Origin of the sequence: Agrobacterium sp. 22117 (genome assembly GCF_052045735.1) — a bacterium.
GTDB classification, from domain to species: Bacteria; Pseudomonadota; Alphaproteobacteria; order Rhizobiales; family Rhizobiaceae; genus Agrobacterium; species Agrobacterium cavarae.
Genome location: NZ_JBQEPP010000006.1, coordinates 413,669 through 437,830, shown reverse-complemented (window position 1 = coordinate 437,830; position 24,162 = coordinate 413,669). Strand labels below are relative to the sequence as shown.

The following is a 24,162-nucleotide window of genomic DNA, read 5'->3' as shown; positions in this document are numbered from 1 at the left end:
TCTTCTAGCACATCGGCTTCACGGCCTTTGCGCCTAGCCTCCGATTGCCGTCAAATCGCTTGCCGCCTTGATGCCGATCCCGCGTTTGGCCTGCTTATCCAGAGACGTGTTGGCTCGAGGCTTGCGCGAAGCTGACCGAAACGGCGAATGTCAAATGCAGCGTGCGACCATTTCTGCCTCTGCTCAGTTAGCAGCCAGAAGGCAATTTTGAGCAGGAATGACGACCATGTCTCAGCGTTTGAAAATGACGGAAATGGTGATGCATATGCACGAGAAGAACCTCGTACTGATGAACATTCTTCGCGATATCGTTGAAAATGAAACCACGAGCGACGTTGGTGCGAACGCGACAGAAGAAGAAATCTCCCTCCGGCTCGCAGACAAAGCCGTGCGTCGGGCCGAGATACTTGGCGAAATTCGTCATGTCCTGCGTCAAGAGGACATTGCTCGCCACACGTTGGCGAGGGCCAAGAAGACGCCTGCGTCGCCGCGATATGCATATACGCGCGATCACTGAGTTTTATCGCGGCACGCTCGTTGAAAGGTACAGAGCTCAGCGCATCGGAACGACGAGGGTATTCTTCATTCCAAACGGTGCCGTTCGAGCAGCCGCTTTTTGCAAGCAATTCAGTGACCTCGACGGTTATGGGTTGACCACGATTGACCCAGAGCAAGAGACCCCCGCCATGATCTGGCATGTTGTGACGAGATAGAGTTCACATTTTGAAATGAACGGTCACGGAAAATGAGTTTTCATTTTGTGCCATCGCGGGCATGTGTCTGTGAAAGTTCGTATGGGCCATCGCTCGACGATTCGCGAAATAAAGAGCTGACAGCATGAAAAATCCGGTCGCACTCAATCGTCTTTCCGAGAACACGACCTTCCGTCGAGGCGATGTTTTTGTCCTTTTTGGCGAACTGTTCGGTCGCGGCTATGCGACCGGCCTTCTTGACGAAGCCAAGCGGGCGGGCATGGAGATTGTCGGGATCACTGTCGGGCGGCGCGACGAACACGGCGCGTTGCGGCCCCTGCACGCAGAAGAACTCTCTGCCGCCGAGGCCCAGCTGGGCGGCAGGATCATCAATATCCCCCTGATGGCCGGCTTCGATCTGGATGCTCCGGCGGGCGGCGCGACCCCGACCGATCTTCTCGCTGATATGACGCTTGAGAGCTGGGAGCACGATAAGCTCGATTGGGACTATATCGCGCAGTGCCGCGATATTGCCACGGCGCGCTTTACCGAGGCGCTTTCACAGGTCATGTCCGTTCTCGACGGAATGATCGCCGATGGTCGCAACGTGTTCTTCGCCCACACGATGGCAGGCGGCATTCCGAAGGCGAAGGTGTTCCTCGTTGTCGCCAATCGCATCTACAAGGGGACCGGGTCCCGCCACATGTCATCGCAGAGGCTGATCGAAAGTGACCTGGGGAAACTCATTCTGCAGAATTTCGATGAGGTTTCCGCAAACACGTTCCGCCATCTCATCGATTTCAGTGCGGCGATCCGTGAGCGGGTGGAAGCCTCGGGTGGCCAAGTTCGATATACGGCCTATGGTTACCACGGATCGGCGGTTCTGATCGACGGCAACTACCGTTGGCAGACCTACACCAACTACACCCAGGGTTATGCGAAAATGCGCCTGGAAGGCATTGCGCAGGAAGCCTGGGCTGCGGGAATAAAAGCAACCGTCTATAACTGCCCAGAGATCCGCACCAATTCGTCTGATGTCTTCACCGGCATTGAGCTTCCACTGATACCACTGCTGCTGGCTTTGAAGAAAGAGAATGGCGGGACGTGGGCCGACGAACAGTGGCGGGCTTGCGCGCAGCTTCTGGATGACGGCCTGACGATGGACGATGTTTTCCAGAAGATCCATGCGATGCAGGAAAGCGAAGTCATGCGTCCCTTCTACGACTTCTCGGCGTGGCCCATGCCAAACAGCCAGGCACAGGCGGATTTGACCATCGGCACCTCTAATGAGATCACCCGGATGCATCGTGATAGCAAGGTGATGATGAGCGACCTCCTGAGCGCTCTTGTCGTGAAATCAACCGGTCAGTTGATTTTCGGCGAGTCGTCCGACCCGTCCGGTCCGGTGCTGTGGCTCAACCATGACATCGTCGCTCGTCGGCTTAACGCGTCTCACGCGTGTCCGGCCTCGTTTGAGCCAGTTACGGCTGGGGGATCGGATGCCTCCCATCTTGAGGTGGCGTGAGGCCGAGGTTTGCGCTTGGGAAAGGGTCTGCTTTCGTCCGTCGAGCTTTGAACCCGCCAGCCGGTATTTGCTTTGATTTTGGAGCGAACGCCGTTCTGGTTCTTTCCTGAAAAGTTCAGCACGACCTAGGCCAAATGCGTCAAGCGCTGCGAAGATCTCCGAGTGTTACAACTGGGAATGTTGACAGTCGCCGCACAAGATGAATTCTCCGGGTTCTCGGAGACGCGCTGACGCTGATGCGCACTTTCTAGAACTGCCGCGACCCCTTCTCCTTCGGTCACTGCGACTATCCTTGAGATTATTTTCGCGCCCCTTCACTAAGTCGTGAAACCTTTCCTATCACTGGCCGTTCAGCGCCCATGAAAAACAATGACGTAGAACCGAAACCGGTGGCCGGTGCCGACGAAACCGCCGCCGAAACCAAATCCTCCCAAGATGGTCAGGACAATGTTGAAGAGCTTCCCCCGGAAGAGGTAGAACCTGCTGCGGGCTTGACGCCGGAAGAGGCTGAGGAAGCGCGGCGAAAGTATCTTCTGAAACGCTTCTGGATCAGCGCGCGCGGCTTTTGGAGCCGCCGGGGCGATAAGCTGGCATGGCCGTTTACGCTCGGCCTGCTGGCGATGATCGGTATCAATGTCGCTATCCAATACGGGGTCAACGTCTGGAACCGCGGGATTTTCGACGCCATCGAAAAAAGAGATGCGGCGACTGTCTATTCCCTCGCGTCGGTATTTCCGTTTCTCGTTCTGGGTAGTGTGTTCATCGTCACCTCGCAGGTTTATGTCAGAATGCGCATTCAGCGGCGCTGGCGCTCATGGTTGACCAAGGTGATGGTGGGCAGATGGATTGCTAATGGCCGCTACTACCAGCTGAACCTGATCGATGGCGACCACAAGAACCCGGAAGCGAGGCTCTCGGAGGATATGCGCATTGCCACTGAAGCGCCGGTCGATTTCGTCTCCGGCGTCATCGCGGCCTTCGTATCCGCTTCTACCTTCATTGTCGTTCTATGGACCATTGGTGGAGCGCTCACACTGTCGATCGGCGGCACCTGGGTCACCATTCCCGGCTTTCTCGTGATAGCGGCCATCATTTACGCAGCAGTCACCTCGACGTCCATCGCGTTCATTGCGCGAAACTTCGTGGAGGTCTCCGAAGTCAAAAACCAGGTGGAAGCGGAATATCGCTACACGCTGACGCGCGTCAGGGAAAATGGCGAGAGCATTGCTTTGCTTGGCGGGGAAGAGGAAGAGCGGAGCGATCTCGACAAAAGGTTCGGCAATGTTCGGCGGCAATGGCGGCTCATGGCGCAGCAATATATGCGCACCACCGTCGTCTCTAACGGCTCGGTGCTGATTGCGCCCGTCGTGCCACTTCTGCTCTGTGCACCGAAGTTTCTTGATGGCAGCATGTCGCTCGGCGAGGTCATGCAGGCGGCATCTGCTTTCACCATCGTTCAGTCCGCCTTTGGCTGGCTGGTCGACAACTATCCGCGGCTTGCCGACTGGAACGCCTGCGCGCGGCGCGTCGCCTCCCTGATGATGTCGCTTGATGGTCTTGAGCGCGCGGAGAGAAGCGAGACTTTCGGACGCATCATTCGCGGCGAGACCGAAGGTGACACCATGCTTAGCCTCAAGGATGTGTCCGTATCTCTCGGTGATGGAACAGCCGTCGTGAAAGAGACGGATGTCGAAATCGGCGCGGGTGAGAGAGTGCTGGTGTCGGGAGAATCCGGATCGGGCAAAAGCACGCTGATTCGTGCCATTTCGGGCCTCTGGCCCTGGGGCGGGGGCAGCGTGAATTTTCGCGCAGACAGCCAGTTGTTCATGCTGCCGCAGCGGCCATACATCCCAGCTGGCACGCTTCGCCGCGCGGTGTCTTATCCGCAACCGGCTGAAAGCTGGACGGCGGAAGAGATCGGCGCTGCTCTCGACAAGGTCGGTCTCGGTCAACTCAAGGACAAGATCGAGGACGAGGCGCCTTGGGATCAGACGTTGTCAGGCGGTGAAAAACAACGGCTCACCTTCGCACGCTTGCTGCTTAACGCTCCCGACATCATCGTTATGGATGAGGCGACCGCAGCCCTGGACGAAAAAAGCCAGGATAAAATGATGCAGACCGTCATTGATGAGCTACCCGACGCCACCATTATCAGCGTGGCGCATCGTGCCGAGCTGGAAGCATTTCACAGTCGCAAGATTACATTGGAGCGCCGGGAAGGTGGCGCTAAGCTGGTCAGCGATATCGAGCTCATCCCGCGTAAATCGAGGAGAGGCTCTGTGCTTCGGCGAATAGTGAAGCGGAAGTGATCATCGCTTATTGTTACGAGCCGGATATCACCGAAAGCGTGTCGCGATCGTGCGCGCCGTTGTAAAATTGCCGAAGAGCAGTTTGAAACAACGCGCTCTGATCGGCGACTGCGGCAAACAGGGTCATGCTGGACCGAAATTTAAGATCATCCGGCGATCCGAAAATGTCATGGGCGGTCAAGTTAGAATGGTCCAGCATGGCGCGCGTACACTCTTCGAGACGCGGTCCGAGAACGGGATGCGCCAAATATGCCTCCGCTTCCGGACGGCCTGAAATTGCGTAAAAGCGCGCGGTGTCAGAACGGCCAAGGCCTTGGATCTGCGGGAAGATAAACCACATCCAATGGGACTGCTTCCTGCCGGCGATCAGTTCGCTCAGTGCCCTGTCATACGTATTTTGCTGCGCCTTTACAAAGCGATCAAGATCGAAGGCCATTGTTCAGCTTTCCAGTGTGGCGAGGTTTTGCCGATTGACCTTTGCAAACTGCGGCGTCCGCCTAACGAAATGTGTCGCGAAGCGGTACACCGCATCCTCGTCTCTTCATTTACGCTTGCGCCGCAATTCTTCTGGCTCCACACCGAAATGATCGATGATGATCTGCACGTTGCGGCGATGCGATTTGAAGTAGACATCGAAAAGATCGCCGAAGAGCGGCACGCTGCCGACGACGGAATCCATCGCCACATTGCCAATCATCTTTGCCAGTTTTTCCCTCGGAAGGCCCATGCGACGCGCCTCGTTGACGATATAGAGCCCAACAAGGGCGCCAGCCCCGTCACCAAGGACCGGAACGAGGCCAAGCACAGAGTCGGCACCGAAGCGGAGGCGCGTGCCAGGGATGCCGACTGCCGTATCCATCAGGCGTGATATGCCCGACAGCCTGCGGATTTTCTGCATACGCTGTTCGAAGTCAGGCGTAGCGCTTGAAGCATTCGCACCAAAACCACCTGCATTCCAAGCTCGTGCTGCCATAGTAACCTCCAAAACCGGTAAACCCGGCAAGAGAGAAATGGGGAAGTGATTCTGGATTTCAAGTCGGGGTACCCCCACACCTCTCCAAGCGCTCGAAGGGCATCTTTAGCGAAGTCGTTCCGGTCGATGTTGGGCACGTCTCACCATCCGTTCAGCACGCAAAAGCACGTATGCACCCCTAGCCACCGCCGCCTACGTCGATCGTTTCAGCCAGACAATGGTGGCCTGATTGTCCGCTCATCGATCCGAAACGCGAATTGGCGACGGCACCTACACGCTTGCTCCGTTTATTCTGAGATCCGGCGGTACAGGACCATGCCGCCGTGATGAAGCGTGTCCCTGTCGACAAACGTACCATCGGCTGTGAACCCCGTGTCGTCCCAGTAGTCGATATGATCGCCGTTGACTTCATACTGACCCTGATAAGCGCTTTGGCGGTTGCCCCGTGCCTCGTCGTAGCGACCGTTGGGCAGAAGTTCGTGACGGATTGCGCCGTCGGCGGTGACCCACATGCCAACATAAGGATGGTCTTGTGGCCGGGTCTGGCCAATCTCGGATTGTCGCATTGCTTCTGCCTTCTGATGTTCTGCCGCTAAAATTGGTGAGGGTTGGATGATGATAAGCAAGAGAGCCATCAGGATACGCCCCTGATGGCGCTTGCGCGGGGTTTGGGACGTCGTCATCAGATTGTCGTGCGTACGGGGCGAACGACGATCTCGTTGACGTCCACATCGTCCGGTTGTTCGATGGCGAAACGAACGGCGCGACCGATGGCGTCGGGCTTGAGCGCGATGGCGCGGTAAGTCGCCATGGCTTCTGCCGCGACCGGATCTGTGATGGTGCTCGCAAGATCGCTCTCGACGACCCCTGGGTGGATGCAGGTCACACGGAGCTTGTCGTTCTCCTGGCGAAGGCCATCAGAGATCGCCCGCACAGCGTATTTTGTTGCACAGTACACCGCTGCTGTTGGCACGACCTGAAGGGCACCGATCGACGCGATATTGATGATGTGGCCGGAGCCGCGCTCGTTCATGTGTGGAAGCACCGCAGCGATGCCATAGAGGACGCCCTTGATGTTGACGTCGATCATCTGCTCCCATTCGTCGATCTTGAGCGATGCCATGGGTGACAGGGGCATCACGCCGGCATTGTTAACGATCACATCGACGCGGCCGAATTCCCTTTGAGCTTTCTCAACGAAGGCAGTGACACTTCCAAGGTTCGTGACGTCGAGCTGGCAGGTCTTGACCTTTCCGCCAGCCGAACGAAGCTCGTCTGCGACAGCTTCGAGGCGATCGGTGCGCCTTGCCCCGAGCATTACACTATTACCGGCCTCTGCCAATTCGCGGGCGATGCCGACTCCGATGCCGCTGGATGCGCCAGTGATGAGAACAACTTTTTCCATGAGTTTCTCCTGTTGCTTTCGCTTTTGTCGATGCGCCAAAGATACGCACGGCGTATTGTCGTGATAAGCTGGAGAAATATGACCTTAAAGGTAAGCGGAGCTAACCAATGCAATCGGACTTCAATGCACTCGCTGTCTTTGCTCTTGTTGCACAGGAGAAGAGCTTCAGAGCTGCAGCAGATCGTCTGGGCGTGACGCGTTCAGCAGTGAGCCAGACCATTCGCAAGCTTGAAGAGGCGCTTGGCATCGCTCTGGTCAGCCGCACGACGCGCAGCGTTGCCTTAACCGAAGCCGGTGCGCGGCTCTATTCCGACGCACAGCCAGCACTGATCGAGATGCAAGCTGCGTGGGAGGCTGCCGCCAATCTTACCGGCCACCCACAAGGGCGATTGACGCTTGCCGTATCGTCGATTGCCGAGAGCTTTCTTTCCGGTCCCATGCTCGCGTCCTTTTTGGACGCCAATCCTGATGTGAAACTTCATGTGACCGTCACGGACGATGAGTTCGATATCGTCGCGCATGGATACGATGCCGGCGTAAGATTGGGGGAAGTGATCGCTCAGGACATGATCGCTGTGCCGGTGTCGGCTGAGCAGCGCCAAATTGCTGTCGCCTCGCCAGCGTATCTCAAAAAGTACGGGATACCTTCGCATCCAAGCGAGCTTGCAAGCCGCCGCTGCATCGGCTGGCAGATATCGGCGCATGTCGCACCGTACCGATGGGAATTTGCGGAGAATGGCCGGGAATTTTCTGTGACTGTGGCCGACACTGTCACGACGACCGATATGGGGCTGATGATCAAGCTGGCCGTTGCAGGAGCAGGGATCAGCTTTGGAATGGAAGAGAGCTTCAAACCGGCGATCGCGCGCGATGAACTCGTGCCGGTACTGGAAGAATTCTGTCCGCATTTTCCCGGTTTCTATCTCTACTATCCGAGCCGCCGCAATATGGCGCCGAAGCTCCGAGCACTGGTGGACCACCTGCAAGATTATCGGAAGCAAGCCCTATGACGCTGCTATCGGTATCGGCTGAGGGTCGAAATGTTTCGATTGCGCATCGTCATTGGGGATGGACGCCGGCACCGCCGCGACAGCAGCTTAGCGTTTCGCACTGGGCAAAAGAGATTGGCTGTGTAACCTGAAATCTCGTCGGATAGGGGGAAGCAATGAGCAACACGAAGCCGGATATCGAGACGATCGCATCCAAGGTGGTTTATGAGAACCGCTGGATGAAGGTGAAGGAAGATAAGATCCGCCGACTGGATGGTAGTGTCGGAATCTATGGTTTTGTTGACAAGCCCGACTTTGCGGTCATCATCCCTTTCGACGGAGAACGTCTCTATCTCGTTCAGCAGTATCGGTATCCCGTCGGTCAGCGACAATGGGAATTGCCGCAGGGATCCTGGGAAGACGTTCTTGATGCTCATCCAGAAGAGCTTGCCCGCGGTGAACTTGTTGAGGAGACAGGGTTGACTGCAGATCACGTCGAACAAATAGGACAACTCTTTCCCCTCTACGGCACGACGAACCAATCGTATCGAATTTTCTTCGCCACCGGCTTGTCGCAAGGACCGTCCCAGCTCTCGACTGAGGAGCAGGATTTGATTGTCGGATCATTCTCCGTCGATCAGGTCGAAGCGATGGTCCTTTCTGGGGAATTGCGGGATGCCGGAACGGTCGCCGCCTTATCGATTGCGAAGCTGCGGGGATTGATCGGTTAGAGGCGCCAGAAATGCGCTTGCTGACACTCAAAAGCGATCGTAGCCATCCCGGCCTCATCCAGCGAGTCTGCTCATCGGACGAGCATCCTTCGCCGGCAAGTATCCTTCCTACAGCCGATAGCGTTTTCAAAATGACCCTCGCTTGCAAATCAAGCGACAGTCGGTCGTCGTTTCTCGAGGATCACAAGGCCGAAGATGCCGGCAAGGGCCATGGCGACACCGAGCCATGCCGTGCCGGAGTAACCGAAAAGATGTGCTCCTGTACCGAAGACGATCGCCGTCAAGCCGTTTCCGAGGAAGGAATTGATGGGGTTGAAGGAGGTGCCGAGGCCTGGTCTTCCCGGAAAGAGATCCTGAAAATACGTGAGCGGCATGGAGAGCAGGGCAGCGGCGCCGGCCGCTGCCGGAATGGTCAGGGCATAGAGTTGCCAGGGAGAGGTCGCCAAAGTCAGCATGGCCATGAAGGCGGCATAGAGCAAGCCGCCTATCGCCAGAATGACGAGGATGTTCAATCGCTTCAGCAGACTGGCCCAGATGAGCATGAAGGGTATCTCAAATAAGGCGATCAGCCCGGCGACGATACCGACATCCCCGGTTTTGCCGCCAAGGTCGGAGATGAGGATCAGCGGCCAGACTGTGCTGGCAAGCCTGATTGTTCCGGTCAGCAGCGCCATGGAAACTGCGCGCGCCAACATCAACGGCGTGGCAAGCTCGCTGAGCGCAGAGAAGAACCCTGCGCGCGATGTTCCAGCAATCCGATCAGGCGCGGGTCTTGCGGGCAGAAATGCAGACGACAACGATATGAGGAGGGCACAAAGCGCTGCCACGCCCCAAGCGCCCATCATGCTTGCGGAACTGGCAAACGCAAACCCCACGGCTGCCGGCATCACCACCCAGGCGGCGGATACGAAAGCCCGGACGGTGGCGTTGATCGCGGCGCCGTCCCTGCTTGGAAGCCCGGCCGTTTCGGCGCGAACACTCACAAAAATGAGCGAGCTCACCGACTGGAAAAACGGGATAATGATTGCGGTTGCCGCAATGAATATTGGGATCGACGGGAAAAGAAAAATCGCCCCGTAACCGATGGCACCCATCACCGCCATCACCATGATGATTGTCCTCCGGTCACCCATCAGGTCGGAGAGAATTCCCAGCGAAACGCTGATCGTTACCGCACACAATGATGTCACGAAGACCAGAACCGAGTAGGCTTGGTCGCTCATCCCTAATTCTTGGATTGCTGTAATCGAAAGATAGGGCAGTGTTGAGCCATAGGCGGAGCCCTGAAGAAAAATCATCAAGGTCAGAAGCAGCAATTGCGGATGGGCGCGGATGTGGCGCAAGGAGTAGAGCACGGGATCATTCTCTAAGACCGCGCACTTGCCAAGCAACGAAATGCACGGTGGGAAGGGTGTTTCCGAGCTTATGGACATTCCGCTCGCGATAACAAGCCAATTGATTTGATGGCCTCCCAGCCCATCCGCCGGAGCGTCGATATCATTTTCCGATCGAGGTCGCCGGGTCCAGGCGCGGGGGTTTTGTTCCTTCCCATGCAAAATATATATTTGGGAACAGGCTTACCGCAGTGTTGTTGGACCGGGGCAGCAACAACAATGCTTGGAGGAAAGCAGATGAAAAAGATTCTTATGGGAGCGGTCTTCGCTTTGAGTTTTGCATCATTGGCGATGGCGCAGGGTGCTGGTAGCGGATCTGGCGGCAGCGGAGGCTCGGGCTCGGGCACGGGCGGTGCGGGCGCCGGCTCCAGTTCGGGCGGCACTGGGACGGGTACCGGTACCGGTGCCGGGACTGGCGGTACGTCAGACGGTGGCTCAGGCGCTGGTACGTCCGGTTCTGGCACAACCACAGCGCCCGGCACGACGACACCCGGTTCAGGCAACACGAACGGCACCAACTCCCAAACGCCGAACGGTGAAACCAACAACACCAACTGCCCGGCCGGCACCACCAGCAGCCAGGGTTCGATGAGCGGCAACACGAACTGCCCGGCCAACTAACGTCTGATTGCCCGAGATGAGAGGGGAGCGCGGACGATGCCAGTGCTCCCTTTTTTGCGGTCTTCCTGCTGAGGTGAGTGATCGCGGTCGTCGTCGTGGCGTTATGCCGAGTTGTAAATCACCTCAAAGCGCCTTGCGGCCTATTGGACGCACGGCGCTTTGGCTCTTGAATCTAATGTACCGTGCTTTCCGAAAATCGGGTCCGGTTTTCGGGTCGATGTTGCAGGGTTCAGTTGGACCTCATCCCAGATTCGTCGTTGATCGGCAGAGTACGAGGTATGCGTCTCGTGTTATAGGAGCTTTCAGGAGAGCGTTGCCTGTGGTCAGCCGCGTTCGGCCTGTCGCATCGGCATTCGGTCTATGACGTCAAAGAGCTCTACGTCGGGAACGACGGTGTCGCTCCGCAACTTGATGCCCCCGTCTTTTCCAACCAGGATGACCTGAAAGCTGCCTTTCTTGACGCCGGCCTCATCCCGCAAAGCGGCCGCATCAGGCTTAGCCGCATTTCCAAAAGCGATAGACGCCTCGTCATTGATGACGCTGATCACGACAAGGTCTCGCTCCTCAAGCTCAGGGCGTTGATCGGTGAGGATTTTCACCTGCCGTTCCAGTCGCTTGTCGCCGGCATCTGCGAATACGATGATAACGCGCTTCTTCCAGGTCAGGTCGGATAGGCTGTTCATGGCAAATCCCTGCGATGATACGAGAACGAAGATCAGGGCGACGAGCAATCTTGTCATTGCAAGGTCTCCATTGTTGCGTTCGTAAACGTGGCCGGTGCCGGATAGTTCAACGCGCTATACGTCGCGATGGCTCAGGCGACATCGATCGCGGTAAGCCCAGACAAATGCGCTCAGCGCGAGCCGTGGCGTCGATGGAAGCATGGGATGAGCGTTAGGGTTCACCAGCCTTGAGCGGGAGGCCACTCTAAATCAATGCCCGAAGGAAAGCCCGATCAACCCTCGTCGTCGGAAGAGAAAGGCGGCATGATAAAGGTGAAGCGCGTCTCACCATTCTGGGATGTCGCCGAGAGTGTGCCACCATGGGCCTTGGCGATCTGCGATGCGATGTGCAATCCCAGTCCCAATCCCTTGTCATTTCGCGTGTCTCCACGAACAAAGGGCTCGAACAATCGCTCCATCCTGTCTGGCGAAATCTCTTTCCCTTTGTTCGTCACAGACAAAGTGAAGGTTCCGTCGTCCGCAAGTCTCGCATCGATGAAGATCGGGTGTTTGGCATCACCATGGCTGATGGCGTTGCCGAGGAGGTTCGACACGAGTTGGCCAAGCCGGGCATGATCAGCATTGACCGGGTGCGGTATCAGCAAGGTCGAAAGAATGTCGCGACCGGGAGCACTGCTGCGCAGTTCTTCAATCACCTGTTCGATTACCGGAGCGATGGGAGACGTTGGATCTCTCATCAGATGGATACCGCCGCCCAGCCGGCCACGGGCAAAATCCAGCACGTTGTCGATCAGTCCCGACATGCGCGACACGCTGCCGGCCATCAGTTGAAGAACGCGCTTGCCGCGTTCGCTGGTGACTTCCGGGGCCAGAACACGTCCGGCAGCTGAGATGGAAGCAAGTGGGTTGCGAAGATCGTGGCCGAGGACGGCAACGAATTGCTCGCGCAGTTCGCCCGTCTCTTGCTCAGCAAGAAGCACGCGTTGCGCTTCACGTTTCTTGCCCACCGCTCGGCGGATGTTGGTGCGCAGCGACGCATTGGTGTTCGCCAACGCTTCCTTTGCGTTTTCAGCAGCCTGCCTGGCTTGCAGAAGGTCTCGTTCGAGCTGACGCCGCTTGACGGAGCGAAAGACCGTGACGAGCGTCACACCTGCCTCGTCGCCGCCAAGCCTGCCCCTTGCGCTCACCGTCACGGGGAGCCGCTTACCGCTCTTCGTCTTGAGATCGAAGGCGATCTCTTCGCAAAATCCCTGTAAGCGCAGGGTCGGCTCGAAATTCGTCTCGTAGAAGACGTTGCCCGCCACAGTCAGCAAGACCGTCATGCGTTTGCCCAGCAGCTCTTCTTTTTCCTGGCCGATCCACTCCGCGAGCGTCTGATTGACCCTCGCCATCATGCCATGGGAGTTCAGCACCACATAGCCGCACGGCGCTCTCTCGAACAGATCGTCGGGATAATCCATGGCAGGGGCAGGGGGTAGCGACGCGTCGATTACACAAAACCCTTTATGGCGGATATAACGGCCTGCGGCGCGCTGAGGTTCGGGCAGTGCCCCGTGGCATCAAGCATGACGAACTGCGCATGCGGGATCGCGTCCGCGACGTAGCGCCCCACATTCTCTGAGGCGATGATATCGTCACGGCACTGTAAGACAAGCACCTGCGCCGTCACCTTGGGCAAATCCACCCTGTTGTCGGAGGTAAACGTTACCCGGGCGAAGGTTCGGGCAATTTCAGGGTCCATCCGACAGAAGCTGTCGGCGAGTTCGCTGGCAAGCTCTGGACGGTCGCTATTGCCCATGATTGTGGGCGCCATCGCATTGGACCAGGCAATATGATTTTCGGCAAGCGATGCAAGCAATTCGTCGATGTCTTCTTGCTCAAAACCGCCGATATAGGATCCGTCGTTGATGTAGCGCGGCGAAGGGCCGACCATCACGACGCTGGAGAACATATCCGGCGCTTTGATGGAGGCCAGTGCTCCAATCATCGCGCTCACGGAGTGACCGACGATGATGGCATCGTTGAAGTCGAGTTCGCGACCGATATCGACAACGTCGTCGGCGTAAGCGTCAATGCTTGAGTATCTCTGACGATCATAGAACGATAGATCGGAGCCTCCTGCGCCGACATGGTCGAACGTGACGACATTGAAACGGTCCTCGAAAGCTGGCGCGACCAGTCGCCACATCTGCTGGTCGCATCCATAGCCATGAGCAAATATCATTGGCCGCCGTCCGTTGCCCGACTGCTTTACGTTGTTCTTCAAAATAGCTGACACACGGAACCCTCGACTGCTGACCGCGATCAGTCTGCAAAATGGCGACGATCCGTTGGGTGCGAAGCACCATACGACGCGGGGAGAAGCTTGTCGCTTAAATTCTTGACAATGGTCATTCCAGCGTGTCCCGCGCGATCCCAAGTAGAACGCCCAGCGTCTTCACCCCTTCAGACGAAACTTTACGGTTGAAAGCTTGTGCTTCTTTTGAACGAGTCGCATTCGTAAAGAGACTAGAGCCGCTTTGGCGCAGGCGGCTCCGGGTTCTTTCTTTCGCAATCTGGAAAAGCTGTGGCCTGTGAAAAGAGCCCAGACCGAGCAGGCTTTTTAGAACTGACCACGCAACCTCGATTATATCGCCAGCCCCTTGGTGAGTTCCAGCGCTTGCCGCTCGAAGAGGCGGCGGTAGATGCCGTTCTTCAGGCGGACGAGCGACGTGTGATCGCCTTCTTCGACGATCTTGCCCTTGTCGAACACGAGAAGGCGGTCGAGGGCGCGGACCGTGGACAGGCGGTGAGCGATGACGAGCGTTGTTCGGCCCTCCATCAGGCGCTCCATCGCCTGCTGGATCTGCATTTCGCTTTCGCTGTCGAGGCTCGAGGTTGCCTCGTCCAGGATCAGCACGGGTGCATCGGCCAGGAAGGCGCGAGCGATGGCGACCCGCTGGCGTTCCCCGCCTGACAGCTTGACACCGCGCTCGCCCACCATCGTCTCGTAGCCTTTGGGCAGGCTGATGATGAAATCATGCGCGCTTGCCTGTTTTGCCGCGTTGATGATCTCGCGTCGCGATGCGTTGGGTCTGCCATAGGCGATGTTTTCGGCCAGCGTCCGGTGGAAGAGGATCGGCTCTTGCTGGACAATGGCGATCTGGCCGCGCAGGCTCGCCTGCGTCACCTCTGCGATATTCTGCCCGTCGATCCGAATGGTGCCGGAGTTGACGTCGTAGAGCCGCTGGATGAGCTTGACGAAGGTCGTTTTGCCGGAGCCGGAGTGACCGACCAAGCCAACCCGTTCGCCGGGCTTGATTGCGACGGAAAACGTGTCGTAGAGCGGGGTGGGGTGGGCGCCATATTGGAAGGTAACGCGGTCGAAGATAATCTCGCCATCGCCGATAGCAATCGGCTTTGCGCCGGGCCTGTCCTCGATGCCAAGTGGTGTCTTGTCGAGCAAGACCAGTTCTTCCATATCGTTGACCGCACGCTGCAGGTTGCGGATGTCCTGTCCAACCGAACGCAGGTATCCCTGCAGGACGAAGAACATCGCCAGCACGAAGGTGATGTCGCCCGCTGACGCCAGCCCGCGCTGCCACATGATGAGGCCGGTGCCGAGGATGCCTGCCTGCATCGAGACCATCATAAAGCCCTGGATGGTGCCGTTCACGGTGCCGCGGCGCCATGTGCGCCGGGTGCGACTGTCCCATTTGGCCAGAACATAGCTCAGCCGCGATTCCTCGCGATCTTCCGCACCGAAGGCTTTGACCACGGAGTTGCAACTGATGGCATCAGCAAGCGCTCCGCCGAGCTTCGTATCCCAGGCGTTGGCGAGCTTGGCGGCAGGCGACACGTAGCCCATCGAAAGCACGACTGTCACGCCGATATAGATCAGCGACCCTGCTGCCACGATCAGCCCCATGACGGGCCAGTAGCTGCCAAGCACGATGCTGGCGCCAATAAGCATGACGATCGATGGAAGCAGTGCGATGAGCAGCACATCGTTCAGTGAATCGAGCGCCCACATGCCACGCGTGATCTTGCGCACCGTCGAGCCGGCGAAGCTATTGGCATGCCAGTCGGTGGAAAAACGCTGCACCTTGTGAAAGCCGCTATTGGCCACATCGACCATAATGCGCAGCGTCAGCCGGATGATACCATTATAGATGAACCATCGCAGCACGACGCTGGTGAGACCGAGAGCCGTAACGACGACGAAGGCGCGAAGAGCACCATCGGCTGCATTGCCACCGGCGATGGCGTCGACGATCCGGCCGGAGAAGACCGGGACGAGAACCTCTGCCAGTGTGCTGGCAACAACCAGGACAATGATGCCACCGACCAGGGCAGGACGGTGCGTCCATTGACGAAATACAAAGCCGAGCACGTTGCGATACGCATCGGCGCGGAAGTCGAGCTTCTTGCGAGCCATTGAAACAGTCCGGCCATCAGATGAAGCCGGCTCCATAAAAGACAGTTGAAGGATGAAGCCGGAACAGGACACGACATAGTCCCGGCAGATCGGTGGCGTTTTAAAAGGCTTGTTGAAGCCGCCTGCCGCGTACCCTTAAGCGGGCCGCGAATTGAAATGACCTAACGTCGGATCATTCCGCACGGGAAGGTTTCGATGGATGTATATGTCATGCAACGCCTCCCTTTTTCGATCTGCAGCGGTGCCGATTTTGTAGCGGAGAAATCTTCCGCTGCCAACCGCCTTCGTGACAGTTTGCGGATGATGATGCTCAGAGGACACAATCGGTGGCTTCAAACAGCAGACTTAGTCGATGACTATGGTGCGCCTCGTGCGGCGAACGCAACCAGCATGACGGTCGTCAACATCCGCCTGCCTAGACGTTTCGCCGGTCACATTGAGGTAACGTTGCGTGTGATGAAGACGATGTCGGGATTTGTCGCACATCACGAACTTTGCGACTCATGAGAGTGGTCAACCCACCCCAATCATCGGATCGCATTGTCTTTCGAGGCTCCGCCGCTTACCCCGAAAAGGCACGTCGCGAGCCATCGTTGTTCGTCATGCATTCGGCCCGGATAAGGTCCGCCACCTTCTGGACCCGATCGACCCGATCCTGCCGCTTGGTGACATGCAGGAATGTCAGGTCGCGCGCGATAACCCTTGTGCCGGGCAGATCGCAGCGGACGAGTTCACCGGTTTCCAACTGCGGCGCGAGGACGCGGAGCGACTCCAGTGCGATGCCGAAGCCGGAGAGGGCCGCCGGTATGATCTGAGAGGCGCGGTTGAATCTCAGCCAGTTCACCTTGGTCGTCGCGATGCCATTGAGTTCAAGCCAGTCGTTCCATGTGACAGCGTTTGTCTCGTTGACGATCAATGCGCAGTCGGCCAGATCGCTGGCGCTTTGCAGGCGTGCCTTGAGGCTTGGAGCGCAAACAGGGGTGAAGACATCCGGCCCTAATGACTCCAGATCGTGGATTTTAGATGCTGGCTCTCCATAGAGGATGGCGACGTCGAAATCCCGGAAACGTTTGAAGTCCGGCGCCTCGTCCGCCACGATCCTGATGTCGCGGATTTTCTCGGCCAGAAGCGATTGTACGACGACGGGGAGAAGTTGGCTTGCCAGTCCCGGCGGGCTGGAGATCGAGATGGGCATATCCCGCGCGTCGGTGAGTGACTGCAGTCCAAGACGCATTTCATCGAAACCCTTCACCACATGCTTCAGCAGGTTTTCGCCTTCCACAGTCAGTTGCAGCCCGTTTCCGACGCGCCGAAACAGTGGACAAGCCAGGCGCTCTTCAAGTTTTCGAACCGCTTGGCTGACCGCGCTCGTCGATAGGGCCAGGTGTTCAGCGGCAACTCGGAACGAGCATGTCTGGCCCGCCTCAGCGAAAATTTCGAGGGCGCTCAAGGGAACGCTGAGACGTGTCATTGTGAAGCTCCGCTTAACAGCCGAGAAACCAGAAGTCGTTTGCCCGCCGTTCGTCTCAATCCTAATCATTGTCTTGAGGAGACTGGGGCTTGGCGATGGTATCGCTGCCGGAGGGAGCATGCAACGAGAACTGAATGGGCGCGTGGCACTGATAACCGGTGCTGCACGGGGCATAGGCTTTGCCATTGCTGAGAGGCTTGCGAGGCAGGGTGCCCATGTCATCATTTCGGACATCGACCTTGCCGCCGGTGAGCATGGCGTCGCACGCATTGTCGGAAAGGGCGGTTCGTCGAGCTTCGCTGCGGTCGATCTCGGCCAGCCAGGCGATGTCCTACGCTTGGCCGAGGATGTGAGGCGTGAGCACGCACGCATCGACATTCTGGTGAACAATGCCGGCGTCGTGTCGACGGGTCCGGTCGAGACCGTAGAGCTTGAGGAATTCCAGCGGCTCATGACCATCGATCTCACGGCGGTCTTTTTGCTGACGAAGGCTTTTTTACCGGACATGACCGCGTCCGGTTGGGGCCGCATCATCAACATTGCGTCCATCGCTGGCCAACAGGGCGGCGGCATGTTCGGCAATAGCTGCTATGCCGCGGCAAAGGGAGGTGTCATCGCCTTCAGCAAGGGGATCGCCCGGGAGGCCGGCCGCTCCGGCGTGACTTGCAACACCATCTGTCCCGGTCTCACCGACACTGCGCTAACCTCGACGCTGACCGATGCGCAGAGAGAGCAGATCATCTCGACAATACCCGTCGGAAGACCTGGCGAGCCACACGACATTGCGGGAGCGGTTGGCTTCTTGGCCTCGGATGATGCGAGCTTCATTACGGGCGTCACATTGAATGTGGATGGCGGCTTCATGCGCTATTGAAAAAGTGGATCACCAACAGGCGGGTCAGGGAGGCCGGCCAAGAAGAACAACAGGGGGAGGAGCAGACATGCAGAAGAATTTCACGACAAGCGACGGCGCAGTCCTGGCCTATACGGATGTGGGTCAAGGGCCAGCGCTTGTCATGCTGCCGGGCTGGTCGCAATCGGTCGCCATGTTTAGGCACCAGATCGAACACTTCTCGGCAACGCGCCGCGTGGTCGCGGTGGATTTTCGTGGCCATGGGAGGTCGCCGGATGCCACACGCGGCTTCCGTATCTTCCGCTTCGCAGCGGACATCATGGAGCTGATGAAACACGAGAAGATCGAAAACGCCACGATGCTCGGCTGGTCGATGGGTGCCTCCGTCCTTTGGGCGATGATAGATATCTTCGGTGCGTCCTTCATCGACAAGCTGATCCTCATTGACGAGCCAGCAACCGTTATGCGGCAGGCCGGCATGAGCGATGAGGATATCTTGAATGCCGGCGCCCTGTTCGACGCAGCCACGATGGTCGCCATTGCAGAGCAGATCAAGGGTGCTGAAGGTGCCGCGGCGCGCGGCGCTTTCCTGGACGGCATGATCACCAAGAGCATCCCGGAGGATCTGAAGGCCTGGCTGCTACAGGAGAACCTTCGCGTCAACGCCGTTCATATCGCAGATCTTTTCGTCGACCATTGTTCGATCGACTGGAGCGACATCTTTGCTCGCATCGACCGGCCGACGTTGGTGATTGGCGGGCGCGTCAGCCACGTCAATCCCCGCTCACAGGAATGGATTCACGCGCAGATCAAAGGGTCTCGACTTGTGATCTTCGAAGAAGCGGAAGGGGGAGCTCATTTTTCCTTCATCGAGGCACCGGCGCGGTTCAACGAGGTTCTTGCCGGCTTTCTTGCTGAGCAATAGGCGCATCGCCTGTTGGACGATCGAGAGCGGGCTCTCAGCTTCGCCGACATCCGGTGCGGGACAGGAATCCGTCTCGCACCAATAATGCTCCAGCCACCGCGTTCAGATGTGCAGCGCCATGCCCAACCCCTTCAGCGCTGCCTCCTGTACCGCCTCCGACTGGGTCGGATGGGCCTGGATGGTCGCGGCAATATCGGTCAGTGTCGCGCCCATTTCGAGCGCCAGCGCAAACTGTCCGGCCATTTCCGAGACGCCAGCCCCGACTGCCTGAATCCCCAGAACCAGTCCGCTTTCCCGGATGAAAACGATGCGGACGAAGCCATCATCCCGGTCCCGCGTCATTGCGCGGCCATTGCCCGCGAAGGGAAAGACTGCGACGCCTGCATCGCCTGCCTGCGTGGGCAACTGACCAACGACGACGATCTCCGGATCGGTAAAGCAAACAGCCGGCATGGCACGCTTGTCCCAGACGACCGGTTCTCCGGCAATGACGCGTGCCACAAGATCTCCCTGCGCCATCGCCCGATGTGCGAGCATCGGTTCGCCAGTAACATCGCCAACCGCATAAACGCCGCGCATCGAGGTGCGGCAGTGTCGGTCGACAGCGAGATATCGTCCGTTGCGGTCGAGCCCCAGTGTTTCCAGCCCGAAGCCGTCGATGTTCGGTACGCGGCCGACCGTGACGAGAACCTTGTCTGCAGCAATGAGCTCGCGCGTCTCTCCCACCATCACTTCAAGCTGCCCGTTGGCGTAGTTTTGTGTGCGTGCCTCGGTGAGAACTTGGACATTGAGCGCAGCCAGCCGCCTGGCGACAGGCTTGATGAGATCGTCGTCATAAAGCGGCAGAAGTTGCGGGGCCGCCTCGACAATCGTCACCTGCGCGCCAAGCTTCGCCATGGCTGTGCCGATTTCCAGCCCGATATAGCCGCCACCCACCACGCAGAGGCGCTTCGGTACCGTTTCGAGCGCCAGCACCTCGGTCGAGGACAGGATGTCGCCGCCGAAGGGCAGAGTGGGTATGGTCTGGGCGCGCGCGCCTGTGGCGATCACAAGATTTTCGCAGCGGAGCGTCTCGACCGTGCCGTCTATTGCCGTCACCTCGACGGTTTTGCCGTCCATGATCTGGGCTCGTCCCTGCAAGACATTGACCCGCGCCTTGCGCAGGAGTGTTGCAACGCCCCCCGTGAGGCGCGAAACGATCCCGTCCTTCCAGGCGACTGCGCGGGCGAGATTTATTTCAGGTGCGGCGGAGGTGATACCGAACGGGTTGTCGGCTGCCAGCGCGCTTGCATCGGAAAACACCTCAGCGGTGTGGATGAGCGCCTTGGAGGGAATGCACCCGACATTCAGGCATGTGCCGCCAACCGCACCTTCCTCAACGAGAACCGTATCGAGACCCAGTTGACCGGCGCGGATGGCTGCAACATAGCCGCCAGGCCCGCCGCCAATGATGAGCACCTTGCAGGCTCTCGCTGTCATGCCTCATCCTCCATGAAGATCAGCGCCGGCGTCTGCAGCAAGGCACGAAGCCGTTGGATGAAGGTTGCGGCATTCCAGCCATCGATGACCCGGTGGTCGAAGCTTGCCGAAATGTTCATCATCCGCCGAGGCACGAATTGCGTGCCGTCCCACATCGGCCGGACCGCCATTCGGTTGACCCCGAGGATTGCCACTTCCGGATGGTTGATGATCGGCGTCGTGGCGAGGGCGCCGAGCGGTCCTAGCGAGGTGATCGTGAAGGTGGAACCGGAAAGCTCCTCGCGCGTCGCCTTGCCCTGGCGCGCAGCGTCTGCCAATCGGGCGATTTCACCTGCTGCACCGAAAAGGCCATATGTTTCTGCGTTGCGCAGCACCGGCACGACGAGCCCGTTCGGCGTCATCGTCGCAATGCCGAGGTGAATGGCGTTGTGTCGTTCGATGATGCCTTCATCATCGAGAAAATGCGCATTCATCTCCGGGTGATCGATGAAGGCGCGCTTCAACGCCGCAGCCAGGAAGGGAAGCAGGGTCAGCTTCGGTCGCTCGCCCCGCTCATCGTTCATCGTTGCGCGCAGATCCTCCAGCGCACTGACGTCAACCTCTTCGATCACGGTAATATGGGGAATGCGGGCATTGGCCAAAGCCATGCGGTCGGCAATCTTGCGCCGAAGACCGATCACGGGAATGCGCTCCGTGCCCTCCTTTCGCTGCCGCGGGGAAGCAGAGGATGGCGGCGTTGAACGTGCGGCAAAGACGGCGTCGAGGTCGGCATCCGTGATCCGGCCCGCAGGGCCGCTGCCCGGTACTGTCCGCAGATCGATGCCGGCGCGGCGGGCTCGATCGCGCACCGCAGGCGAGGCGAGTGGCGCTTGGCCTTCCGGGCGAGGGGCGCTTGGCATTCCGGCTGGAGTTTTTTGGGCGGGAGGCGGTTCGGCTTTCGCGGGCTTTAAGATGTCCGGCGTGGGTTCCTGCTTGGGCTTTACGCGGCTTGGCTCCGAGGCGGTTTCGACCCTCTCTCCGGGATGTGCGGCGTTCCTGACTTCGGGCTCAACACCCGTGCCTGCGTGTTCTATCCGGCAAAGAACGCCGCCCACCGCCAGCGTTTCGCCAACCGCTCCGCCGAGATCGACAACCGTTCCGGCAAAGATGCTGGGGATTTCCACTGTTGCCTTGTCCGTCATCACGTCGGCGAGGAGATCGTCCTCACGGACGAGGTCCCCTGGCTTGACGTGCCAAACGACGATTTCGACTTCCGCAACGCCCTCGCCAACATCTGGCACCTTGATGCTGCTGATCGTCATCTATGCCTCCATGACCTGTTTCAACGCGCGCGCGATCCGCTCCGGACCGGGGAAGTAATCCCATTCCAGCGCATGCGGATAAGGTGCATCCCAGCCGGCGACGCGCAGCACAGGCGCGCGCAGGTGCCAGAAGCAGGCCTCCTGAACTTCGGCGATCAGTTCTGCGCCGAAGCCGCTGGTCCGGGTCGCTTCATGGATGACGACGCAGCGGCCGGTCTTTTCGACGGATGCACGCACGGTGGCAAGATCGAGTGGCAGAAGCGTGCGCAGGTCGATGATTTCCGCGTCGATGCCAGTCTGATCGACGGTGGCTTGCGCCACATGGACCATGGTTCCATAGGCCAGCACGGTGACATCCGAACCGTGCCTGCAAATGGCGGCCTTGCCGAGGGGAACGCTGTAATGATCTTCCGGCACTTCGCCCGCCGGATGCGCCGCCCAAGACATCGACTTGGCATGCGGATCACCGGAAAAGGGGCCATTATAAATGCGCTTCGGTTCCAGGAAAATCACCGGATCCGGATCTTCGATGGCTGCGATCAAAAGGCCCTTGGCGTCGTAGGGATTGGAGGGGATGACGACTTTGAGCCCGGCCACATGGGTGAACAGGGCTTCCGGACTTTGGCTATGAGTCTGGCCACCGAAAATACCGCCGCCTGTCGGCATCCGCACCACGAGCGGACAGGTGAATTGCCCATTGGAGCGGTGTCTCAGGCGTGCGGCCTCCTGGGTGATCTGGTCGTAGGCGGGATACATGTAATCGGCGAACTGGATTTCGACGCAGGGGCGCATTCCCTGTGCCGCCATGCCTACCGCAAGACCGACAATGGCACTTTCGTTGATCGGCGTATCGAACACGCGCTCCTCACCGTAACGAGCCTGAAGACCGGAGGTGCAGCGAAACACGCCGCCGAAATAGCCGACATCCTCGCCGAACAGGATGACGGAGGGATCGTCGGCCAGTTTCACATCCATGGCGCTCCTCAGCGCCTCGATCATCGTCATGCGGGCCATGTCAGTACCCCATCTCTTGGCGCTGTCGTCGCAGGTGCTCCGGCATGTCCGCGTAGACGTTCAGGAAAATCTCGCACGGGGAAATCGGCTGCGGGTCGACGAATGTGCCGTGCGCCTCCACACTCTTTTGAACGGCAATCACTTCATCCAGGATTTCGGCTTCTGCCTGCACATGACGCTCCTCGGACCAGTCGCCGCGCGATATCAGATACGTCTTCAGGCGGTCGATAGGGTCTCCGAGCGGCCAGGCGCGCGCCTCGTCGCGGGGGCGGTAGGCGCTCGGATCATCGGAAGTCGAATGGGCCCCCACGCGGTAGGTGAACCACTCGACGAGGATTGGTCCATGTCCCTGGCGTGCTCGTTCGATCGCCCAACGCGAGACCGCCATCACCGCCAGGTAATCGTTGCCATCGACGCGAAGTGCTGGAATGCCGTAACCCAGTGCGCGAGCGGCATATGTCTCACTTTTGCCGGCAGCGATGCCGGTGAAGGTGGAGATTGCCCATTGGTTATTGACGACATTGAGGACGACGGGCGGCAGATAGACAGAGGCCGTGAGCAGCGCGCTGTGAAAGTCGTTGGAAGCGGTAGCGCCATCGCCAATCCACGCCGCGGCGATATTGCCCGTTCCGGTCAGCGCTGCCGCCATCGCCCACCCGACGGCTTGAACATATTGCGTGCCAAGATTGCCTGAGATCGAGAAGAAGCCATAATCCTTGGCCGAGTGCATGACCGGCAATTGCCGACCTTTCAGCGGATCCAGCGGATTGGAATAAAGCTGGCCCATAAGTTGCTCCAGCGGGTACTCCGCCGCGACAAGAAGCGTCTGCTGGCGGTAGGTCGGAAAATTCATGTCGCCTTGGGAAAGCGCCCGCTGGAAGCAGCATCCGATAGCTTCCTCGCCAGTGCATTGCACATAGAAAGACGTCTTACCCTGTCGCTGCGCGTTGAGCATCCGCTTGTCGATCGCGCGCATCTTGAGCATGTCGCGCAAACCCTGCCGCAACCTGTCGGCGGAAACCTCGCCAAGATAGTCGGCCCATGGGCCGACAGGCCTATGGTTCTCGTCGAGGATACGGACCATTCCGAGTGCAAGATCGCGACAGCCACTGGCGCTGATATCCAGAGGCGGCACCGGCAAGATGCCCGCCGGCGGAACGACGATCGCCGAAAAATCCGCAGGCTGGTCTGGCCGTGCAGGTGGATGCGGGAACTGAAGCCGGCTGCGCTTGGCTGTGTCCTGAGCAGGCACAGCGGGATGTTCACCGTCGGTTGTCGTCGAGATGTCAGGCATGGCCGTTTCCTCCCTAAGCCATTGTTCAAGCCTAACCGGGATTCAGGAGATGGCGTTTGCTTTCTGACCTCACTTCGGCTTCAATA

At 58.6% G+C, this 24,162-nt stretch carries 23 protein-coding genes; 9 read left to right on the top strand and 14 right to left on the bottom strand.

The features are described 5' to 3' along the window. Window positions 1-265 precede the first annotated feature (265 nt). From ACTJKV_RS19140 to ACTJKV_RS19130, 3 genes are all read left to right on the top strand, one after another. Window positions 266-517: a hypothetical protein gene (locus ACTJKV_RS19140; RefSeq protein ID WP_440599323.1), complete on the top strand. Its 252-nt coding sequence runs from the start codon at window positions 266-268 to the stop codon at window positions 515-517. Window positions 518-837: 320 nt separating this feature from the next. Then, the gene (locus tag ACTJKV_RS19135; protein ID WP_440599322.1) at window positions 838-2,217 is read left to right on the top strand and encodes an enoyl ACP reductase FabMG family protein; all 1,380 of its coding nucleotides are present in this window, start codon (window positions 838-840) and stop codon (window positions 2,215-2,217) included. A gap of 359 nt (window positions 2,218-2,576) precedes the next feature. Next, entirely contained in the window at window positions 2,577-4,526 is a 1,950-nt protein-coding gene (locus ACTJKV_RS19130) for an ABC transporter ATP-binding protein/permease (protein ID WP_440599321.1), read from the top strand. Between the two features lie 13 nt (window positions 4,527-4,539). Here the strand turns inward: ACTJKV_RS19130 and ACTJKV_RS19125 are convergent, their stop codons facing one another. From ACTJKV_RS19125 to ACTJKV_RS19110, 4 genes are all read right to left on the bottom strand, one after another. Beyond that, window positions 4,540-4,962: a DUF1810 domain-containing protein gene (locus ACTJKV_RS19125; protein WP_440599320.1), complete on the bottom strand. Its 423-nt coding sequence runs from the start codon at window positions 4,960-4,962 to the stop codon at window positions 4,540-4,542. A gap of 105 nt (window positions 4,963-5,067) precedes the next feature. Beyond that, on the bottom strand, window positions 5,068-5,499 hold the full coding sequence (locus ACTJKV_RS19120; RefSeq protein WP_113261329.1) for a DUF4112 domain-containing protein: 432 nt from the start codon (window positions 5,497-5,499) through the stop codon (window positions 5,068-5,070). Window positions 5,500-5,786: 287 nt separating this feature from the next. Further along, window positions 5,787-6,182 carry an Atu4866 domain-containing protein gene (locus ACTJKV_RS19115; RefSeq protein ID WP_440599319.1) on the bottom strand — a complete coding sequence of 132 codons (396 nt, stop codon included), beginning with the start codon at window positions 6,180-6,182 and terminating at the stop codon, window positions 5,787-5,789. Then, window positions 6,182-6,904, bottom strand: coding sequence for an SDR family oxidoreductase (locus ACTJKV_RS19110; RefSeq protein WP_062426659.1), 723 nt, complete (start codon window positions 6,902-6,904; stop codon window positions 6,182-6,184). Before ACTJKV_RS19110 ends, ACTJKV_RS19115 begins: the two co-directional genes overlap by 1 nt. Window positions 6,905-7,011: 107 nt before the next feature. Between ACTJKV_RS19110 and ACTJKV_RS19105 the strand changes: the two genes are divergently transcribed. Further along, entirely contained in the window at window positions 7,012-7,914 is a 903-nt protein-coding gene (locus ACTJKV_RS19105) for a LysR family transcriptional regulator (protein WP_440599318.1), read from the top strand. Window positions 7,915-8,069: 155 nt separating this feature from the next. Next, window positions 8,070-8,624: an NUDIX domain-containing protein gene (locus ACTJKV_RS19100; protein WP_245495251.1), complete on the top strand. Its 555-nt coding sequence runs from the start codon at window positions 8,070-8,072 to the stop codon at window positions 8,622-8,624. 149 nt (window positions 8,625-8,773) lie between these two features. Here the strand turns inward: ACTJKV_RS19100 and ACTJKV_RS19095 are convergent, their stop codons facing one another. After that, entirely contained in the window at window positions 8,774-9,979 is a 1,206-nt protein-coding gene (locus tag ACTJKV_RS19095; RefSeq protein WP_440599317.1) for an MFS transporter, read from the bottom strand. A gap of 276 nt (window positions 9,980-10,255) precedes the next feature. On the opposite strand from ACTJKV_RS19095, the gene ACTJKV_RS19090 reads away from it, so the two are divergent. Next, window positions 10,256-10,639, top strand: coding sequence for a hypothetical protein (locus tag ACTJKV_RS19090; protein WP_440599316.1), 384 nt, complete (start codon window positions 10,256-10,258; stop codon window positions 10,637-10,639). Between the two features lie 323 nt (window positions 10,640-10,962). Here the strand turns inward: ACTJKV_RS19090 and ACTJKV_RS19085 are convergent, their stop codons facing one another. The 4 genes from ACTJKV_RS19085 to ACTJKV_RS19070 form a co-directional block, all read right to left on the bottom strand. Then, on the bottom strand, window positions 10,963-11,379 hold the full coding sequence (locus tag ACTJKV_RS19085; RefSeq protein WP_440599315.1) for a DUF4174 domain-containing protein: 417 nt from the start codon (window positions 11,377-11,379) through the stop codon (window positions 10,963-10,965). Between the two features lie 215 nt (window positions 11,380-11,594). Next, on the bottom strand, window positions 11,595-12,782 hold the full coding sequence (locus ACTJKV_RS19080; RefSeq protein WP_440599314.1) for a PAS domain-containing sensor histidine kinase: 1,188 nt from the start codon (window positions 12,780-12,782) through the stop codon (window positions 11,595-11,597). Window positions 12,783-12,811: 29 nt separating this feature from the next. Continuing rightward, window positions 12,812-13,600: an alpha/beta fold hydrolase gene (locus ACTJKV_RS19075; protein WP_440599345.1), complete on the bottom strand. Its 789-nt coding sequence runs from the start codon at window positions 13,598-13,600 to the stop codon at window positions 12,812-12,814. A 348-nt stretch (window positions 13,601-13,948) separates the two neighbouring features. After that, on the bottom strand, window positions 13,949-15,739 hold the full coding sequence (locus tag ACTJKV_RS19070; RefSeq protein ID WP_440599313.1) for an ABC transporter ATP-binding protein: 1,791 nt from the start codon (window positions 15,737-15,739) through the stop codon (window positions 13,949-13,951). A gap of 195 nt (window positions 15,740-15,934) precedes the next feature. On the opposite strand from ACTJKV_RS19070, the gene ACTJKV_RS19065 reads away from it, so the two are divergent. Beyond that, a complete protein-coding gene (locus ACTJKV_RS19065; protein WP_144622453.1) occupies window positions 15,935-16,246 on the top strand; it encodes a hypothetical protein in 312 nt (103 codons plus the stop codon). 55 nt (window positions 16,247-16,301) lie between these two features. Here ACTJKV_RS19065 and ACTJKV_RS19060 read toward each other — a convergent pair whose 3' ends face one another. Continuing rightward, window positions 16,302-17,210, bottom strand: a complete 909-nt coding sequence (locus tag ACTJKV_RS19060) for a LysR family transcriptional regulator (protein WP_333631792.1) — start codon at window positions 17,208-17,210, stop codon at window positions 16,302-16,304. A 118-nt stretch (window positions 17,211-17,328) separates the two neighbouring features. On the opposite strand from ACTJKV_RS19060, the gene ACTJKV_RS19055 reads away from it, so the two are divergent. Both ACTJKV_RS19055 and ACTJKV_RS19050 read left to right on the top strand, forming a co-directional pair. Then, a complete protein-coding gene (locus tag ACTJKV_RS19055) occupies window positions 17,329-18,084 on the top strand; it encodes an SDR family NAD(P)-dependent oxidoreductase (protein WP_313557602.1) in 756 nt (251 codons plus the stop codon). 67 nt (window positions 18,085-18,151) lie between these two features. Beyond that, entirely contained in the window at window positions 18,152-18,988 is an 837-nt protein-coding gene (locus tag ACTJKV_RS19050; RefSeq protein WP_313557604.1) for an alpha/beta fold hydrolase, read from the top strand. 102 nt (window positions 18,989-19,090) lie between these two features. Here ACTJKV_RS19050 and lpdA read toward each other — a convergent pair whose 3' ends face one another. From lpdA to ACTJKV_RS19030, 4 genes are read right to left on the bottom strand one after another with little or no spacing between them, the layout of a single operon-like run. Next, window positions 19,091-20,467 carry a dihydrolipoyl dehydrogenase gene (lpdA, locus tag ACTJKV_RS19045; RefSeq protein WP_440599312.1) on the bottom strand — a complete coding sequence of 459 codons (1,377 nt, stop codon included), beginning with the start codon at window positions 20,465-20,467 and terminating at the stop codon, window positions 19,091-19,093. Then, window positions 20,464-21,768, bottom strand: a complete 1,305-nt coding sequence (locus tag ACTJKV_RS19040) for a dihydrolipoamide acetyltransferase family protein (RefSeq protein ID WP_313557608.1) — start codon at window positions 21,766-21,768, stop codon at window positions 20,464-20,466. Before ACTJKV_RS19040 ends, lpdA begins: the two co-directional genes overlap by 4 nt. Beyond that, window positions 21,769-22,782: an alpha-ketoacid dehydrogenase subunit beta gene (locus tag ACTJKV_RS19035; protein WP_112359836.1), complete on the bottom strand. Its 1,014-nt coding sequence runs from the start codon at window positions 22,780-22,782 to the stop codon at window positions 21,769-21,771. A gap of 1 nt (window position 22,783) precedes the next feature. After that, window positions 22,784-24,076, bottom strand: coding sequence for a thiamine pyrophosphate-dependent dehydrogenase E1 component subunit alpha (locus ACTJKV_RS19030; RefSeq protein WP_112956875.1), 1,293 nt, complete (start codon window positions 24,074-24,076; stop codon window positions 22,784-22,786). Window positions 24,077-24,162 lie beyond the last annotated feature (86 nt).

What these genes read in the sequence shown, in the direction of transcription:
- ACTJKV_RS19060 (WP_333631792.1), bottom strand. Translation starts at nt 17,210, where the DNA reads ATGACACGTCTCAGCGTTCCCTTGAGCGCCCTCGAAATTTTCGCTGAG.
- ACTJKV_RS19080 (WP_440599314.1), bottom strand. Translation starts at nt 12,782, where the DNA reads ATGGATTATCCCGACGATCTGTTCGAGAGAGCGCCGTGCGGCTATGTG.
- ACTJKV_RS19105 (WP_440599318.1), top strand. Translation starts at nt 7,012, where the DNA reads ATGCAATCGGACTTCAATGCACTCGCTGTCTTTGCTCTTGTTGCACAG.
- ACTJKV_RS19100 (WP_245495251.1), top strand. Translation starts at nt 8,070, where the DNA reads ATGAGCAACACGAAGCCGGATATCGAGACGATCGCATCCAAGGTGGTT.
- ACTJKV_RS19085 (WP_440599315.1), bottom strand. Translation starts at nt 11,379, where the DNA reads ATGACAAGATTGCTCGTCGCCCTGATCTTCGTTCTCGTATCATCGCAG.
- ACTJKV_RS19125 (WP_440599320.1), bottom strand. Translation starts at nt 4,962, where the DNA reads ATGGCCTTCGATCTTGATCGCTTTGTAAAGGCGCAGCAAAATACGTAT.
- ACTJKV_RS19140 (WP_440599323.1), top strand. Translation starts at nt 266, where the DNA reads ATGCACGAGAAGAACCTCGTACTGATGAACATTCTTCGCGATATCGTT.
- ACTJKV_RS19120 (WP_113261329.1), bottom strand. Translation starts at nt 5,499, where the DNA reads ATGGCAGCACGAGCTTGGAATGCAGGTGGTTTTGGTGCGAATGCTTCA.
- ACTJKV_RS19040 (WP_313557608.1), bottom strand. Translation starts at nt 21,768, where the DNA reads ATGACGATCAGCAGCATCAAGGTGCCAGATGTTGGCGAGGGCGTTGCG.
- ACTJKV_RS19135 (WP_440599322.1), top strand. Translation starts at nt 838, where the DNA reads ATGAAAAATCCGGTCGCACTCAATCGTCTTTCCGAGAACACGACCTTC.
- ACTJKV_RS19130 (WP_440599321.1), top strand. Translation starts at nt 2,577, where the DNA reads ATGAAAAACAATGACGTAGAACCGAAACCGGTGGCCGGTGCCGACGAA.
- ACTJKV_RS19050 (WP_313557604.1), top strand. Translation starts at nt 18,152, where the DNA reads ATGCAGAAGAATTTCACGACAAGCGACGGCGCAGTCCTGGCCTATACG.
- ACTJKV_RS19035 (WP_112359836.1), bottom strand. Translation starts at nt 22,782, where the DNA reads ATGGCCCGCATGACGATGATCGAGGCGCTGAGGAGCGCCATGGATGTG.
- ACTJKV_RS19055 (WP_313557602.1), top strand. Translation starts at nt 17,329, where the DNA reads ATGCAACGAGAACTGAATGGGCGCGTGGCACTGATAACCGGTGCTGCA.
- ACTJKV_RS19090 (WP_440599316.1), top strand. Translation starts at nt 10,256, where the DNA reads ATGAAAAAGATTCTTATGGGAGCGGTCTTCGCTTTGAGTTTTGCATCA.
- ACTJKV_RS19065 (WP_144622453.1), top strand. Translation starts at nt 15,935, where the DNA reads ATGGATGTATATGTCATGCAACGCCTCCCTTTTTCGATCTGCAGCGGT.
- ACTJKV_RS19030 (WP_112956875.1), bottom strand. Translation starts at nt 24,076, where the DNA reads ATGCCTGACATCTCGACGACAACCGACGGTGAACATCCCGCTGTGCCT.
- ACTJKV_RS19115 (WP_440599319.1), bottom strand. Translation starts at nt 6,182, where the DNA reads ATGACGACGTCCCAAACCCCGCGCAAGCGCCATCAGGGGCGTATCCTG.
- lpdA (WP_440599312.1), bottom strand. Translation starts at nt 20,467, where the DNA reads ATGACAGCGAGAGCCTGCAAGGTGCTCATCATTGGCGGCGGGCCTGGC.
- ACTJKV_RS19070 (WP_440599313.1), bottom strand. Translation starts at nt 15,739, where the DNA reads ATGGCTCGCAAGAAGCTCGACTTCCGCGCCGATGCGTATCGCAACGTG.
- ACTJKV_RS19110 (WP_062426659.1), bottom strand. Translation starts at nt 6,904, where the DNA reads ATGGAAAAAGTTGTTCTCATCACTGGCGCATCCAGCGGCATCGGAGTC.